General features: G+C 74.1%; 13 protein-coding genes. 9 read left to right on the top strand and 4 right to left on the bottom strand.

The genetic code is table 11. From position 1 onward, the window contains the following. Window positions 1–132 precede the first annotated feature (132 nt). Both ACRYR8_RS18745 and ACRYR8_RS18740 read left to right on the top strand, forming a co-directional pair. On the top strand, window positions 133–1,689 hold the full coding sequence (locus ACRYR8_RS18745) for an alkaline phosphatase D family protein (protein ID WP_432484986.1): 1,557 nt from the start codon (window positions 133–135) through the stop codon (window positions 1,687–1,689). Window positions 1,690–1,700: 11 nt separating this feature from the next. Further along, window positions 1,701–2,546, top strand: a complete 846-nt coding sequence (locus ACRYR8_RS18740) for a polysaccharide lyase family protein (protein ID WP_432484984.1) — start codon at window positions 1,701–1,703, stop codon at window positions 2,544–2,546. A gap of 70 nt (window positions 2,547–2,616) precedes the next feature. On the opposite strand, the gene ACRYR8_RS18735 is transcribed toward ACRYR8_RS18740, so the two are convergent. Next, the gene (locus ACRYR8_RS18735) at window positions 2,617–4,218 is read right to left on the bottom strand and encodes a phosphodiester glycosidase family protein (RefSeq protein WP_432484983.1); all 1,602 of its coding nucleotides are present in this window, start codon (window positions 4,216–4,218) and stop codon (window positions 2,617–2,619) included. A 283-nt stretch (window positions 4,219–4,501) separates the two neighbouring features. On the opposite strand from ACRYR8_RS18735, the gene ACRYR8_RS18730 reads away from it, so the two are divergent. After that, the gene (locus ACRYR8_RS18730; RefSeq protein ID WP_432484982.1) at window positions 4,502–5,938 is read left to right on the top strand and encodes a sugar porter family MFS transporter; all 1,437 of its coding nucleotides are present in this window, start codon (window positions 4,502–4,504) and stop codon (window positions 5,936–5,938) included. Between the two features lie 17 nt (window positions 5,939–5,955). Continuing rightward, window positions 5,956–6,387 (top strand): universal stress protein, encoded by a 432-nt coding sequence (locus ACRYR8_RS18725; RefSeq protein ID WP_432484981.1) that lies wholly within the window; start codon window positions 5,956–5,958, stop codon window positions 6,385–6,387. A 10-nt stretch (window positions 6,388–6,397) separates the two neighbouring features. Here the strand turns inward: ACRYR8_RS18725 and ACRYR8_RS18720 are convergent, their stop codons facing one another. Next, window positions 6,398–6,523, bottom strand: a complete 126-nt coding sequence (locus ACRYR8_RS18720; RefSeq protein WP_432484980.1) for a hypothetical protein — start codon at window positions 6,521–6,523, stop codon at window positions 6,398–6,400. A 144-nt stretch (window positions 6,524–6,667) separates the two neighbouring features. On the opposite strand from ACRYR8_RS18720, the gene ACRYR8_RS18715 reads away from it, so the two are divergent. Next, the gene (locus ACRYR8_RS18715) at window positions 6,668–8,689 is read left to right on the top strand and encodes a methyl-accepting chemotaxis protein (protein WP_432484979.1); all 2,022 of its coding nucleotides are present in this window, start codon (window positions 6,668–6,670) and stop codon (window positions 8,687–8,689) included. Window positions 8,690–8,706: 17 nt separating this feature from the next. Here the strand turns inward: ACRYR8_RS18715 and ACRYR8_RS18710 are convergent, their stop codons facing one another. After that, window positions 8,707–9,729 carry a Gfo/Idh/MocA family protein gene (locus ACRYR8_RS18710; RefSeq protein ID WP_432484978.1) on the bottom strand — a complete coding sequence of 341 codons (1,023 nt, stop codon included), beginning with the start codon at window positions 9,727–9,729 and terminating at the stop codon, window positions 8,707–8,709. Window positions 9,730–9,782: 53 nt separating this feature from the next. Continuing rightward, window positions 9,783–10,520: a GntR family transcriptional regulator gene (locus ACRYR8_RS18705; RefSeq protein ID WP_432484977.1), complete on the bottom strand. Its 738-nt coding sequence runs from the start codon at window positions 10,518–10,520 to the stop codon at window positions 9,783–9,785. A 317-nt stretch (window positions 10,521–10,837) separates the two neighbouring features. Here ACRYR8_RS18705 and iolC point away from each other — a divergent pair, with 317 nt between their 5' ends. Genes iolC through iolD form a run of 4 tightly spaced genes read left to right on the top strand, consistent with a single transcriptional unit; the run spans window position 10,838 to window position 15,577 of the window. Next, window positions 10,838–11,767 (top strand): 5-dehydro-2-deoxygluconokinase, encoded by a 930-nt coding sequence (gene iolC, locus ACRYR8_RS18700; RefSeq protein WP_432485048.1) that lies wholly within the window; start codon window positions 10,838–10,840, stop codon window positions 11,765–11,767. Beyond that, a complete protein-coding gene (locus ACRYR8_RS18695) occupies window positions 11,760–12,665 on the top strand; it encodes a Cgl0159 family (beta/alpha)8-fold protein (protein ID WP_432484976.1) in 906 nt (301 codons plus the stop codon). The genes iolC and ACRYR8_RS18695 overlap by 8 nt, the downstream gene beginning before the upstream one ends. Before the next feature lie 43 nt (window positions 12,666–12,708). Beyond that, on the top strand, window positions 12,709–13,608 hold the full coding sequence (gene iolB / locus ACRYR8_RS18690; RefSeq protein ID WP_432484975.1) for a 5-deoxy-glucuronate isomerase: 900 nt from the start codon (window positions 12,709–12,711) through the stop codon (window positions 13,606–13,608). 37 nt (window positions 13,609–13,645) lie between these two features. After that, window positions 13,646–15,577 (top strand): 3D-(3,5/4)-trihydroxycyclohexane-1,2-dione acylhydrolase (decyclizing), encoded by a 1,932-nt coding sequence (gene iolD, locus ACRYR8_RS18685; protein WP_432484974.1) that lies wholly within the window; start codon window positions 13,646–13,648, stop codon window positions 15,575–15,577. The last annotated feature ends 114 nt before the right edge of the window (window positions 15,578–15,691 follow it).

The raw sequence follows: 15,691 nt of genomic DNA, 5'->3' as shown, positions 1-15,691 counted from the left end.
GCCGCACGCCGCGGGGCGTGCGGCGGTCCCGGAGCGGAACCCCGCTGATCCCGAGCGAGTCATCCCGAGGTCGGCGTGCGTTCACGTCGCCTCCCTAGCGTCACGGGAAACCCCCGAACCGAGAGGTTTCCCGTGTCCCGAGAAGCTCCTGCCCGCCCGGCGCTCAGCCGCCGCCACCTGCTGGGCCTCAGCGGTGCCGGCGCCACCGTCCTCGCGCTGGGCATCGACGCCCCGGACGCCGCGGTCGCGGCACCGCCCCCGCTGCGTGAGGGCCTGTTCGGCCTGGGGGTCGCCAGCGGCGCCCCCCGCCCGGACGGCGTGGTCCTGTGGACCCGGCTGGCCCCGGAACCGCTGGCCGAGGACGGTCACGGCGGGATGCCGCTGCGACCGGTGAGCGTCCGCTGGCAGGTCGCCCTCGACGAGGGCTTCGAGCACGTGGTGCGCACCGGGCGCGCGCTCGCCCAGCCCGAACTGGCCCACGCGGTGCACCCGCGGGTGGAGGGGCTCGACGCCTCGACCGACTACTTCTACCGCTTCCTGGTGGGCCCGCAGGCCAGCCCGGTCGGGCGGTTCCGCACCCTGCCCGCGCCGGGTGCGGCCGTCGAGGCCTTCAGCGTCGGGGTGGTCTCCTGCCAGGCGTGGTACCACGGCCACTTCACGGCCCACAAGCACCTGGCGGCCGAGGAGGACCTGGACCTGGTGCTCTTCGTGGGCGACTACGTCTACGAGTACGGCATCACCGAGAACAACCTGTGGCGACGTGGCGCCGAGGTGAGCGCCGCCCACGCCGTGGAGATCGAGACGCTGGAGCAGTACCGCCTGCGGTACGCGCTGTTCAAGAGCGACCCGCACCTGCAGGCCGTCCACGCCCGCGTCCCCGCCGTCGCGATCTGGGACGACCACGAGGTCCAGAACAACTACGTGGCCGACTCCTCGGCCTACGGGATCCCGGACGAGCTGTTCGCCCACCGGATCGCGGTCGCCTACCGGGCGTTCTACGAGAACATGCCGCTGGACGTGGACTCGCTGCCCACCGGACCGGAGTCGGACATCACCACCGGTTTCGACGTCGGTTCCCTGGCGCGGTTCTCGCTGCTGGACACCCGGCAGTTCCGCGACCCGGTGCCCTCCGGCCCCGAGGAGCAGTACGCCGAGTCGCGCACCATGCTCGGCGCCGCCCAGGAGGCGTGGGTCCAGGAGCGGCTGACCCGCACCCCGGCGACCTGGAACCTGCTGGCCAGCGGGGTGGTGGTGACCGCGATCAGCGAGGACCGCACCGACATGTGGGACGGCTACCCGGCAGCCCGGCAGCGGTTGCTGGACGCCATGGCCGCCTCCCGCAACCCGGTGGTGCTGACCGGCGACATCCACAAGCACGTCGCCGCGGAGCTGAAGGCGGACTTCTCCGACCCGGACGGCCCCAACGTGGGCGTGGAACTGGTGTGCACGTCCGTCGCCTCCGACGGCGACGGCGCGCAGACCGACTCCTACACGCCGGACTGGGTCCGCCACGACCACGTCCGCCACTACGACGGCCGCCGCGGTTACCTCCACGTCCACCTCACGCCGCAGGAGATGGTCGCCAGCTTCTGGTTCGTCCCGTGGATCGAGGCCGACGACACCGCCCCGAAGCAGCTGAGCGCGCAGTTCACCACCCCGGCCGGTGACCCCCGTCTGATCCAGGCCTGAAGGAGACCACGATGACCGCACGCCCCCGCACCGTCACCGAGCTGGCCGCCGAGAGCGCCCTCGCCCGCACCGTCCTGACCTGGCAGCCGGTCGGCTGGGAACCGCTGATCGACCACTACCGCGTCTACGCCACCCGCGGGGAACACCGGCGGTGGCGCCCGTCCGAGGCGGACCTGCTCGGCAAGACCGTCTACCCCCGCTTCGTGCACGACGGGCAGGACCCGGCCGGCGAGCAGTGGACCTACGTGGTCTCCGCCGTCTCCGACGCCGGGGCGGTGAGCAGGCCCAGCGACGCGCTCGCGGCCGCCTCCCTGCCCTCGGTGACCGCCACCGGGCGCGAGGTCGCCCGGATCGGGGACTTCGACGGCAAGAGCCTGGAGTTCCGCTTCGCCCCGGCCGGCTACGCGCAGATCCCCACGACGTACCCCGACGCCCTCGTCGAGCACGTCCAGGGCCGTGACACCCCGGCCGGCTCGTGGCCGTACCTGCTGCCCGGCCCCGGCGACGCCTGGGCCGGCGGGAAGGCCTACACGGCCCTGTGGCACCTCGCCCTGGACGAGGCCCCGTCGCAGGACCACGACCTGGCGCTGTGGCTGATCGACACCACCCGCCTGGGCGGGCGCCTGGAGGTGGACGTCAACGGCACCCGCGTCCAGGACGTCGACGTCGTGCCGGGTGCCACCCGCGGTTCCCGCGACGGTGACGCCACGGTGCCCGGCTCCACCCTGGTCCGCTCCTTCCACGAGTTCGCGGTGCCCGCGAGCACCCTGCGGGCAGGGGAGAACACGATCCGGTTCCGGATGGCGACCGGCGGCTGGGTCGCCTGGGACGCCATCGGCCTCTACGCCCGCTCCTGAGCGCTCGCCGTCCCGTCCCGGCCCGACGGCCGGGACGGGACGGCCCGCACGCGGCCGGGTCCGGGCCGGTTCAGCCCGCCCGCACGACGAGGGCGTCGCCCACGGCCCGTTCCCGCCCGCCGGACGGGGAGTTCACCACCTGCCCGCGCACCACCGCGGTCGTGGAACCACCGCCGTCGAGGTTGACGGCGTCGCGCAGGCCCAGCCGCAGGGCCAGGTCGGCGGCCTCGGCGATGCTCAGGCCCACCGACCCGGTCTGCCGGCCGTCGGCGGTGACCAGGACGAGGCGCCCCTGCCCGTCGACGCCGGCGAAGGTCCGCGGGTTGCGCTGGTGGACCCAGCCGTGGAAGAAGCCGGGGTCGTCCGCCCGCACCATCCCGTCGCGCGCGGCGGTCACCGCGGCCTCCCCGTCCCGCACCAGCTGGGGGCCACCGTTCACCACCTGGGTGTGCGGCGTCACCGGCAGGACGCAGCCGCGCTCGTCGCGGTAGCGGTTCACCAGCCGCACGTGCCCGGCGGTGGCCGCGAACCCGCGCAGCTCCTCCGCGGCCGCCCCGGTGGCCTGCAGGGAGACCTGTCCCCGGCTCAGCGCGGTGCCGCGCGGGGAGCGGACGTCGGTGACCCGGCCCCGCCGGTCCAGCACGACCTCGACGCCGTCGCCGGCCGGGGTGGTGGTGCCGAACTCCGGCGTGAACGCGACGATCTCGGCGTCGTCGGTGCAGGTGGCGTCGTGGCGGGGGGCGTCGGTGGGGGTGTCACCGGTGCCGCCGCAGTTGCGCACGAGGCCGGGGACCCGGCCGATCCCGTCCAGGGCGATCGAGCGTCCGCGGCTCTCGGCGCGGCCCTCCCAGGTGAGGCGCTCCACCCGGGCGCGGCCGGTGCGGCCGTCGACGACGAGGGCGGGGCGCCGGCCGACCGTCTCGCTGAGGACGCGGCCGTCGTAGGCGCCGGCGCCGGCGGGGTCCCCGGGTGCGCCGTGCTCGTCCCCGAACACGAAGAACCCGCCGTTGACCGCGGCCACGGCTCCGCGCGCCAGTTCGGAGGTCGTCTCGGTGCGCTCCAGGTCAGGGCCGAACACGGCGTCCACCTCGCCGCGGAAGGTGCGCGGGTCGACGGTCAGGACGTGCACCCGCAGCGGCGCGTCGCCGCGCTCCTCACCGGGCCGCGGCCCGTCCCACCCCGTGTACCAGGTGCCGGCGGTGGCACCGGTCGCCCGCACCTGCGCGAGCGCCTGCTCCGCGGCCTCCTGCGTCCCGAACGACCCGACCCGCACGCGGTGGCCGAGGTAGCCCCCGGCGTCGGCGAGCCGCGGTGAGACGACCGCTTCGGCGCGGGCCTCGAGGCCCGCTCCCCGCAGCCGTGCCGCGGCGTCCTCGGCGAGCCCGGCCGGCACCACGGGCGAGGGGGCCGCGGCCGGGCCCGGCGACGGCAGCGTCAGCTGCACCGTCCAAGGCAGTCGCACGTCCGCGTCGCCGAGCTCCAGCGCCGTGTGCGTGACACCGGGCGCGAGCTGCTCGGTGGAGAGCGCCGAGGTCGCGGTGGGCGGCGCCGGGGGGTGCGGTCGGGCGTCGGCGGGTGCCGCCGCCGGGCCGGCGAGCAGCGCGGGTGCGAGCGCCAGGCCCGCGAGAGCGGGGGCGGCCCGGTGGCGCGGGCCGTGGAGGGGGGTGATCACCCCAGCACGCTAGGGACGCGCGGGAGGCCTTCCCAGGGGGCGCCGCAGGAGTTCCCGCAGCCTTCACCCCGGGGACACCGGTCGGGGCGGGCCGCAGCGAGCACGTCCTGAACGTCTTCTTGTCTTGACATACAAATCGGCCCTCCTTACGGTCGTCGGGCCGGGCCGCCAGGCGCGGGCGATGTTCGACGGGGAACGAGGAGGAGCGGCAGCACGGTCGTCGCCGCCCCGACCGCCCCGCACCCGATCGACGCTGCGACGCAGCACGCACGAAGGGTTCCCCATGGCCTCACCGACGCACGGAACGACCACCACCGGGTTGCCGGCGCTGCCGCCGGACACCCGCGGCCCGCACTCCCGTCGCCTCGGCCTCGTCGCCGTCGTCGCGACCTTCGGCGGTCTGCTCTTCGGCTACGACACCGGCGTCATCAACGGCGCGCTCGAGCCGATGATCGAGTACTTCGGGATGACGGCGCAGCAGGAGGGCCTGGTCACCAGTTCCCTGCTCTTCGGTGCCGCGATCGGTGCGGCGCTCGGCGGGCGCCTGTCCGACCGCCAGGGCCGGCGCAAGAACATCATCCTGCTCGCCGTGCTGTTCTTCGTCGGCACGACGGCCTGCGTCCTCGCCCCGAGCCTGGAGGTGCTCGTCCCCGCGCGTTTCCTCCTGGGTACCGCGGTGGGCGGTGCGTCCGTGACCGTCCCCGTCTACCTCGCGGAGATCTCGCCCGCGGAACGCCGCGGTGGCCTCGTCACCCGCAACGAGGTGATGATCGTCGCCGGCCAGACCGCGGCCTTCGCCGTCAACGCCGTCATCGGCACCGTGTGGGGCTCCGAGGAGCACGTCTGGCGCTACATGCTCGCCATCGCCGCCCTGCCGGCGATCGCCCTGTTCTTCGGCATGCTCCGCATGCCGGAGAGCCCGCGCTGGCTGGTCTCCCAGGGGCGTGACGAGGAGGCCCTCGCCGTGCTGAAGCAGGTGCGCTCGTCCGAGCGCGCCGGCGCGGAGCTCGCGGAGGTGCACGCGCTGGCGGAGGAGGAGCAGCAGTCGCACATCGGCGGTTTCTCCGACCTGGGCACCCGCTGGGTGCGGCGCCTCGTCGTCATCGGCGCCGGCCTGGCGGTCTTCCAGCAGCTGACCGGCATCAACTCGATCATGTACTACGGCACCCAGCTGCTGCAGGAGGCCGGTTTCTCCCAGAGCGGTGCCCTGATCGCCAACATCTTCAACGGCGTCTTCAGCATGGCCGGCATCCTCACCGGCCTCGCCCTCATCAACAGGATCGACCGGCGGACCATGCTCCTCGCGGGATTCGTCGGCACCACGACGATGCACCTGCTCGTCGGGGTCATGGCGAACGTGCTGCCCGAGGGCACGCTGCGCAGCTACACGATCCTCGTGCTCGTCGTTGCCTTCGTGTTCGTCATGCAGGGAACCATCGGCCCCCTGGTGTGGCTGATGCTCGCGGAGATCTTCCCGCTGAAGCTGCGCGGCATCGGCCTGGGCATCAGCGTGTTCATCCTCTGGGTCACGAACTTCCTCGTGGCGTACTTCTTCCCGCAGCTCGTCGACCCCGAGACCGGGGTCGGCATCTCCAACACGTTCTTCGTGTTCGCGGCGCTGGGAGCGGTGGCGATCCTCTTCTCCTGGAAGATGGTGCCGGAGACGCGTGGCCGGTCCCTGGAGGAGCTGGAGAGCTGGTTCCGTCGCGAGTACGCCTGAGGACGAGGAGTCAGCAGATGTCTGTCGTGGTCGCCGTCACCGACTCCGCCGAGGGGCAGAACGCCCTGGAGGCGGCGTACGCCGAGGCGCAGCGCCTCGGCACCGACCTGGTCGTGGTCAACCTCCGTCTGAGTGCGCTCGACGTCTCCGAGGCGCCCGAGGGGTTGCGCCTGGAGGTCGTCGACCGGCGTGCGCGGCGCGGCACCGCCGAAGCCGTCCTGGACGCCCTGGCCGAGCGCGCTGGGAGCGTCGAGCGCCTCGTCATCGGGGTGCGCCGCCGTTCACCGGTCGGCAAGGCGGTCCTCGGGAGCCTGTCGCAGGAACTCCTCATGGAGGCCGACGTGCCGATCCTCGCGGTCAAGCTGCCGCGGCCTGCCAGGAGCGGGAAGGACGGCGAGGCCGGTCAGGACGTGCAGCACGCCGCCGGCCCGGCGGGCGCGCACAGCTGACGCGCCGGGCTCAGCGCGCGGCCGAGCGGCGGCGATCCGCCTGTGCGGCCGGTTCCGCCGGGTCGCGCGCGGCGAACTCGTCCAGCGCGCCCCACGCGCGGTCGTCCGCCAGGGCACGAGGCAGTTCCGCCTGCACGTCGTGCCTCCACGCCGGGGCGGCCCCACGGGGGAGCGGGGCCGAGAGGACCCCGGGAGCACCTCGGGCTCGTCCCCCGCGGCCCTCCCGTCCCGCGCGGACCTGCGCCGCGCCGGCCGCGGGCGGCTCAAGCGCAGGACCCGGGTGGCCGACAGGAAGAAGGCCAGGAACTCCCTGCGCCTCGTCCGGACGGAGCCGCCCGTGCACCTGCCCCGCGTCACCCTCAAGCTGCGCGTCGTGCTCAGCGTCGTGCTCGTGCTGGCCGTGTCGCTGAGCGTCGTCGTCGCGCTGATCGACAACCGCACCCGGTCCATGGCCGGCGACAGCGCACTGCGCTACTCCGAGGAGATGTCCGGCAACAGCGCGGCGACGGCGCAGACGTCGATCACGACGGCCGTGGGGGTCGCCCGCTCGCTGGAGCGGACCCTCGTCGCGATGCGCGCCACGGGTGCGAGCCGGGCCCAGGCGGACGCGGTCCAGGAGAAGATCGTCGAGGCCAACCCCGACTTCCTCGGGGTGTGGTCGGGGTGGGAGCCGAACGCGTTCGACGGTCAGGACGCCGCCCACGCCGGCGCACCCGGGCACGACGCCACCGGCCGCTACGTGCCGTACTGGTACCGCGACGGTTCGGCGGTCTCCGTGACGCCGCTGGTCGACTACGACACGAGCGGAGCGGGCGACTACTACCAGATCGCCTTCCGCAGCGGCCAGGAGAAGGTCCTCGAGCCGTACGAGTACGAGATCGGCGGTCAGGCCGTCCTCATGACGTCGGTGACCGTGCCGATCCGCGTGGACGGCGAGGTGGTCGGTGTCGCCGGCGTGGACCTGCCGCTGGCCGCGCTGCAGGAGCAGGTCGCCGCCCTCACCCCCTACGGCACCGGCCGGGCCACGCTGGTCAGCAGCGCCGGCGCCGTCGTCGGCAGCGGCGCGGGCGCCGAGCCCGGCAGCACGCTGCCCGCCTCGGAGGTGGAGCTGGTGCGCGAGAGCGTCGCCGCCGGCGAGGTGGTCAGCCGCACCGCCACCGTCGACGGTCGCGACGTCGTCGAGGTCGCCGCGCCCGTGGTGGTCGGCTCCACCGACACCTGGGTGCTGCTCGTCGTGATCCCCGCGGCGACCGTGCTGGCCGAGGCCGACGCCCTGCGCGACCTCACCGTCGTCCTGGCCCTCGCCGCGCTGCTGGTGGCGGCGCTCGCGGCCTTCGTGGTGGCGCGCAGCGTCGTCCGCCCCATCGAGGTCCTGCGGGACCGCATGGCCGAGATCGCCGACGGCGACGGGGACCTGACCCAGCGCATCGACGAGGACCGCGACGACGAGGCCGGGCAGCTCGGGGCCGCGTTCAACCGGTTCGTCGCCAAGGTCGGCGACACCATCCGGGCGATCTCCAGCTCGACCACCTCGCTCACGCAGGCGTCGGCGGACCTCTCCTCCGTGGCGGCGACCCTGCAGGACGGGGCCGCCCGCACGTCGGCGCAGGCGTCCAGCGTCTCCTCGACCACGGAGCAGGTCAACGGCGGCATCCAGGCCCTGGCCACCGGTGCGGAGGAGATGTCGGCGTCCATCGGCGAGATCGCCACGAACGCCGCACGATCCGCCGGGGTCGCTGCTGAAGCCGTCGCGGCCGCGGCCGACGCCAACGCGCGGATCGCCCGGCTCGGCGAGGCCAGCGCCGCCGTCGGCGGCGTCGTCAAGATGATCACCTCGATCGCCGAGCAGACGAACCTGCTGGCGCTGAACGCCACGATCGAGGCCGCCCGGGCCGGGGAGATGGGCAAGGGCTTCGCGGTGGTCGCCGGGGAGGTCAAGGAGCTGGCGCAGCAGACCGCCCGCGCCACCGAGGACATCACCGGGCGCATCGGTGCGATCCAGTCCGGCACCGAGGGGGCGGCGGAGACCGTCGACCGCATCCAGGAGGTCATCAGCCAGGTCAGCGACTTCTCCACGTCCATCGCCAGCGCGGTCGAGGAGCAGGGCGCCACGACCGTGGAGATGACCCGTGCCAGCTCCGAGGCCGCCCGGGGCGGCGCGGAGATCGTGCGCGGCGTCGCCGAGGTCGCGCACGTCGCGACCAGCACGGCCGAGGCGGCCCGCGCCACGCAGGACGCCGCGACGCAGCTGTCCGCCCTCGCCGCCGACCTGCGCCGGCACGTGGACCGCTTCCGCGCCTGAGCGCGTGCCCGCGGGCGTCAGGCCACCAGGGGGCTCGACCGCACCTCCGCCACGCGCACGGGGCGGTGCTCGCGCAGCGAGAGCGTGCACGCCTCGGCGATCCAGCCGGCCTCCACGGCGTCGGCCACGGTGCACGGCGAGGGCCGTGTGCCGGCGACGACCTCGGTGAACGCGCGCAGCTCGGCCCGGTAGGCGTCGGCGAAGCGGTCCATGAAGAACGCGTGCGGCGGGCCGGCGGGGAACGCGGTCCCGGGCTCCAGCGAGCGCAGCGGCAGGTGGTCCTCCAGGCCGACGGCCACGCTGTCAGCGGTGCCGTGCAGCTCCAGGCGCACGTCGTAGCCGCGCGCGTTGTAGCGGGTGTTCGACACCAGGGCGAGCGCGCCGTCGTCGAGGGTGAGGACGGCGGCGGAGGTGTCCACGTCGCCGTTCGCGGCGAACACGGGGTCGCCGTTCGCGCTGCCGGTGGCGTACACCTCCACGACCTCCCGGCCGGTGACGAACCGCACGGCGTCGAAGTCGTGGACGCTGCAGTCGCGGAAGATCCCGCCGGAGGTGGCGACGTACGCCGCCGGCGGCGGCGCCGGGTCCATCGTGGTGGAGCGCACCGTGTGCACGCGCCCGAGCGTCCCGGCGGTGACGGCCTCGCGGGCGGCGGCGACGGCGACGTCGAAGCGGCGGTTGTAGCCGATCTGCACGGGCACGCCGCTCGCCTCGACGCGCCGCAGCACCTCCACCGCGTCGGCGGCCTCGCGGGCCACGGGCTTCTCGCAGAACACCGGCAGCCCGGCGTCGAGCGCGGCCAGGAGCAGCGCGGGGTGCGCGTCGGTGGCCGCTGCGACGACGACACCGTCGACGCCGGCGGAGAGCACCTCCCGCGCGTCGGCCGCGGCGACGACGCGGCCGGGGTGGCGCTGCGCGACCGCCTGCGCCGCAGCGGGGACCGCGTCGGCGACGACGAGGGAGTCGACGGCCTCCAGGCCGGTCAGGGTGGCGGCGTGGAACGCGCCGATGCGGCCGAGGCCGATCAGTCCGAGGCGCACGGTGGTCCTCCAGGGCGTCCGGGGTGCTGGGCGGGGCGGGCGGGTGGCGACCTTCAGCGGTCGACGAGGGTGACCTCGAAGGCGTAGCGGCTGGCGCGGTAGACGTGCCGGCCCCACTCGACCGCCCGGCCGGAGTCGTCGTGGGTGGTGCGCTCCATCGTCAGCAGGGGGCTGCCGCGGTTCTCGTCGAGCAGGGAGCACTCCTCGGCGGTGGCGCGCCGGGCGCCGATGCGCTGGCGGGCCACGCGCATGCCGACGCCGCGCGAGCGCAGCAGCTGGTACATGCCGCGCTCGGCGAGGCTGGCCTCGCTGAGGTCGGTGAACGGCTCGGGCAGCCAGTTCTCCAGCACCGCCAGCGGTTCGTCGGCGGAGAACCGCAGGCGCCGCAGGTGCAGCACGGGGCTGCCCTCGGCCACGGTCAGCGAGGCGGCGACCTCGTCGGTCGCGGGCACGACCTCGTGGAGGAGGACCCTCGTGGTGGGGCGCTGGCCGTTGGCCGCGAGGTCGTCGTGCAGGCTCGTCAGCTCCACGGGGCGGGTGACCTGCCCGTGCACCACCTGGGTGCCCACGCCGCGCTTGCGCACCAGCAGGCCCTTGTCGACGAGCTGCTGGATGGCCCGGCGCATCGTGGGGCGCGAGAGGCCCAGGCGGTCGGCCAGGTGGATCTCGTTCTCCAGCCGGGAACCCGGGGGCAGCTTGCCGCCCTCGATCGCCTGCTCGATCTGCCGGGCGACCTGGAAGTAGAGGGGGACCGGGCTGGACCGGTCGAGGTCGTCGAAGAGGTCGTCCACCGCGGGGCTCCTGTGCTCAGCGTCGCTGCTCAGCCGATGCCGGCCGTCGGGCAATGCTAGCCCGAGGGTGCCTTCCAGGTCAGCATGTCGATTTGTCCTGACATACGCTTGACAGCGTTCGGAGCGGGGTAGCAGGCTGAGTGCCGTCACCGCGCCGATGCGGCCCGGGCGACGCACGTGCCCGGGAGGGACGCACCGCTCCAGGGCGCACCGGAGCGCTCCCTCCCGGGGCGTGTTCCGGTCCCGCCGGAACCTGGCCCGACGACGACTCGAGGGAGGCTCGCGTGAGCAGCACCGCCGCGTTCGACGTGGTGACGATGGGCAGGGTCGGTGTCGACCTCTACCCCCTGCAGGACAACGTCGGCCTGGAGGACGTCGAGACCTTCGGCAAGTACCTCGGCGGCAGCGCCACGAACGTCGCGGTCGCCGCTGCGCGCCACGGCCGCTCCTCCGCCGTCATCACCCGCACCGGCAACGACGCCTTCGGGACCTTCGTGCACAAGGCGCTGGCCGAGTTCGGCGTCTCCGACGCCTTCGTCTCCGGCGTGGACGGGCTGAACACCCCTCTCGCCTTCTGCGAGATCTACCCGCCGGACAACTTCCCGCTGCTGTTCTACCGCCTGCCCACCGCCCCCGACCTGCAGATCCGTGCCGAGGAGCTGGACCTGGAGTCCATCTCCCGCGCAGGCGTGTTCTGGGCGACGGTCACCGGCCTGAGCGAGGAGCCCAGCCGCGGGGCGCACCACGCCGCCTGGCGGGCCCGCGCCCGCCGGCCGTTGACCGTCCTGGACCTGGACTACCGGCCCATGTTCTGGAAGGACCCCGCCGAGGCCACCGCCGAGGTGCGCCGGGCCCTGCCGCACGTGACGGTCGCCGTCGGCAACAAGGAGGAGTGCGAGATCGCCGTCGGCGAGACCGAGCCCCGCCGCGCCGCCGAGGCGCTGCTCGACGCCGGCGTGGAGGTCGCGATCGTCAAGCAGGGCCCCAAGGGCGTGCTCGGCATGACCCGCGACGAGGTCGTCGAGGTGCCCCCCACCCCCGTGGACGTCACCAACGGCCTTGGTGCCGGTGACGGGTTCGGCGGGGCCCTGTGCCACGGCCTGCTGGCCGGCTGGGACCTCGAGCGGGTGCTGCGCTTCGCGAACGCCGCCGGGGCGATCGTCGCCACCCGACGGGAGTGCTCCACCGCCATGCCGACGACCGCGGAGGTCGAGGCCCTGCTCGAGGAGGTCGCTGCCCGTGCCTGAGAACCCCGCCCCCGCGACGGGCTTCGCCCGTGACTACGCGGAGGTCTCCGACATCCGCGCGTTCCAGCCGGAGCGCATCGCCGAGCGCTCGCGGGCCCGCCGCCGCCGCGAGCAGCTCCTGCCCGCTGACGGCCGCCTGATGATCATCGCGGCCGACCACCCGGCGCGCGGCGCGAACGGCGTCGGCGCCCGCCCGATGGCGATGGCCAGCCGCACCGAGCTGCTGGACCGGTTGCGGGTGGCGCTGGCGGACCCGGGCGTGGACGGTCTGCTCGGCAGTGCCGACATCATCGAGGACCTGACCCTCATGGGCGCGCTGGAGGGCAAGGTCGTCCTCGGCTCGATGAACCGCGGCGGCCTGCAGGGCGCCTCCTTCGAGCTGGACGACCGGTTCACCGGCTACGACGCGCAGGCGATCGCGGACGCCAACCTCGACGGCGGCAAGTTCCTCACCCGCATCGCGCTGGACGACCCCGGAACGCTGCCGACCCTCACCGCCTCCGCGGACGCCATCAGCGAGCTGGCCGCGCGCCGTCTCATCGCGATGATCGAGCCGTTCTGGTCGCGCCGCGAGGGCGGCAAGGTCGTGCACGACCTGACCGCCGACGGCGTGATCAAATCGGTGAACGTCGCTCAGGCCCTGGGCCGCACCACCGCCTACACCTGGCTGAAGGTCCCCGTCGTGGACGACATGGAGCGCGTCGTGGAGGCCACGACGCTGCCCACGGTGCTGCTGGGCGGGGACCCCACCACCTCCCCGGAGGAGACGTTCGCGACGTGGCGGAAGGCCCTCGCCCTGCCGTCGGTGCGCGGGCTGACCGTCGGCCGCACGCTCCTCTACCCGCCGGACGACGACGTGGCCGGTGCCGTGCGCACCGCGGCCTCCCTCGTGCACTGACCGGCGCCGGACCCGCGAACGAGAAGGAAGAAGGGCCCAGGACGTGGCGGAGAACCCCCTCCACCTGCCCAGCGGCAGTGCCGCACGCGACGGCTTCGACCTCGTCGTGACCCCCGAGACCGCCGGCTGGGGATTCTCCAGCCTGCGCACGCTCACCCTGGCGCCGGGTGCCGAGCGCGAGTTCGGCACGGGGGAGGAGGAAGTGCTCGTCCTGCCCCTGTCCGGCTCGGTGCGCGTCGAGGTGGACGGCGAGGTCCTCGACCTCGCGGGACGCGCGAGCGTGTTCGACGCCGTCAGCGACTTCGCGTACGTCGGCCGGGACAGCACCGTGCGCGTCGGCAGCCGCGACGGCGCGGTGCTGTCGTTCCCCGGTGCGCGAGCTCGCCGCCGCCTGCCGTTCCGCTACGGCCCCGCCTCCGGGGTCGCCGTGGAGCTGCGCGGAGCCGGGCGGTGCAGCCGTCAGGTGAACAACTTCGCCACCCCCCAGGCGTTCGAGACCGACAAGCTCATCGCGTGCGAGGTGCTCACCCCGGCGGCGAACTGGTCGTCGTACCCGCCGCACCGCCACGACCGCACCAGCGAGGTGGAGAGCGAGCTCGAGGAGGTCTACTACTTCGAGTTCCGCTCGCTGGCGCCCGCCGGCACCCCCGGGACGGGGGCGGGCCTCGGCTACCAGCGCGTCTACGGCGATCCGGAGCGCCCGATCGACGTGCTGGAGGAGGTGCGCTCCGGCGACGTCGTGCTCATCCCGCACGGCTGGCACGGCCCGTCCATCGCCGCGCCGTCGCACGACATGTACTACCTCAACGTCATGGCCGGTCCCGAGGACGAGCGGGCCTGGAAGATCTGCGACGACCCCGCCCACGGCTGGGTCCGCGGCACGTGGGACGCCCAGGAGATCGACCCGCGGTTGCCGCTCTACTCCGCGCCCGCCGGCGCCTGAACCCCCCGAAGACACGGACCGATCGGAGCCGATCGCCATGAGCGCAGAAACCCCCACCGCGGCGAGCACCGTCCGCCTGACCGTCGCCCAGGCGGTCGTGCGGTTCCTCAGCTGCCAGTTCACCGAGCGCGACGGGCAGCGCCAGCAGTTCTTCGGCGGTGTGCTGGGCATCTTCGGCCACGGCAACGTTGCCGGCGTCGGGCAGGCACTGCTGGAGGCCGAGCTGGAGGCCGACGCCGGGGACGGCTGGAAGCCCGCCGCGCAGGTGCCCTACATCACCGGGCGCAACGAGCAGGCGATGGTCCACACCGCCGTCGGCTACGCGCGCCAGAAGGACCGGCTGCAGACGATGGCCGTCACGGCGTCCATCGGGCCGGGTTCGTCGAACATGCTCACCGGCGCGGCGCTGGCCACGATCAACCGCATCCCCGTGCTGCTCCTGCCCAGCGACGTCTTCGCCACGCGAGTGGCCTCGCCGGTGCTGCAGGAGCTGGAGCAGGACTACGGCTACGACGTCTCCGTCAACGACGCCTTCCGGCCGCTGTCGCGGTTCTTCGACCGCGTGTGGCGCCCCGAGCAGCTGCCCGCCGCGCTGCTGGGCGCGATGCGGGTGCTGACCGACCCCGCGCAGACGGGTGCCGCCACGATCTCCCTGCCGCAGGACGTGCAGGCCGAGGCGTTCGACTGGCCGGTGGAGCTGTTCCGCGAGCGCACCTGGCGCATCGTCCGCCCCGCACCGGAGAAGGCGCTCGTCGAGGAGGCGGCCGCGCTGGTCCGCGCCGCGAAGGCGCCGATGGTCGTGGCCGGCGGCGGTGTGACGTACTCCGGCGCCGACGACGCCCTGCGCGCCTTCGTGGAGGCCACCGGCATCCCCGTCGGCCAGTCCCAGGCGGGCAAGGGGACGCTGCCCTACGACCACCCGCTGTGCCTGGGGGCGATCGGTTCCACCGGCACCACGGCGGCCAACGAGATCGCTGCCGAGGCCGACCTCGTCATCGGCATCGGCACCCGCTACTCGGACTTCACCACGGCCTCGCGCACGGCGTTCCAGAACCCGGACGTGCGCTTCGTCAACATCAACGTGGCCGGGCTGGACTCCGTCAAGCACGCCGGTCTGCCGGTGCTGGCGGACGCCCGCGAGGCGCTGGAGGCGCTCGGCGCCGCGCTGGAGGGCTTCTCCACTCCGGACGCGTACCGCGAGCGCGCCGCCCGGCTGAACCGCGAGTGGGACGCCGTCGTGGACCGGTACTACAACTCGGGGCTGGGGGAGCGCGACGGCGTGCTCGCGCAGGCGGAGGTCCTGGGTGCCGTCGACGAGGTCGCCGAGGCGCGCGACGTCGTCGTGTGCGCCGCGGGCTCCCTCCCGGGGGACCTGCACTGCATGTGGCGCACCCGGGACCGCAAGGGTTACCACGTCGAGTACGGCTACTCCTGCATGGGTTACGAGATCCCCGGCGGCATCGGCGTGCGCATGGCGGCCCCGGACAGGGACGTCTTCATCACGGTGGGGGACGGCTCGTACCTCATGATGCCGACGGAGCTGGTCACCGCCGTCCAGGAGCGGGTGAAGGTCATCGTGGTCCTGCTGCAGAACCACGGCTTCGCCTCGATCGGCGCGCTGTCGGAGTCGCGCGGCTCGCAGCGCTACGGCACGAAGTACCGGTACCGCGACGAGCAGGGGCACCTGGCCGGCGACAAGCTGCCCGTGGACCTCGCCGCGAACGCCGAGAGCCTGGGGGTGCGGGTGCTGCGGGTGACCACCCGCGCCGAGCTGGTGGCGGCGCTGCGGGTCGCCAAGGCGTCGGAGGAGTCGACGGTGGTGCACGTGGAGACCGACCTGTACTCCGAGGCCCCCGACGGCGGGGGCTGGTGGGACGTGCCCGTCTCCGAGGTCTCCCACCTGGCCTCGACGCAGACCGCCCGCGCGGAGTACGAGGTGCACAAGGCGCGTCAGCGCCCGCTGCTCTGACGCCCGCCGGGGGAGGGGACGTCACCGCCGCGCCCCGGGGCGCGGCGGTGACGGGCGGGTGGGGGCCCATCAGGTCAGAAAGTCTGGACAAATGCTTGACAGGTCGGGCGCCGG

Source organism: Kineococcus esterisolvens, assembly GCF_050871405.1.
Classification (GTDB): domain Bacteria; phylum Actinomycetota; class Actinomycetes; order Actinomycetales; family Kineococcaceae; genus Kineococcus.
This window is presented reverse-complemented; position numbering and strand designations above follow the sequence as displayed.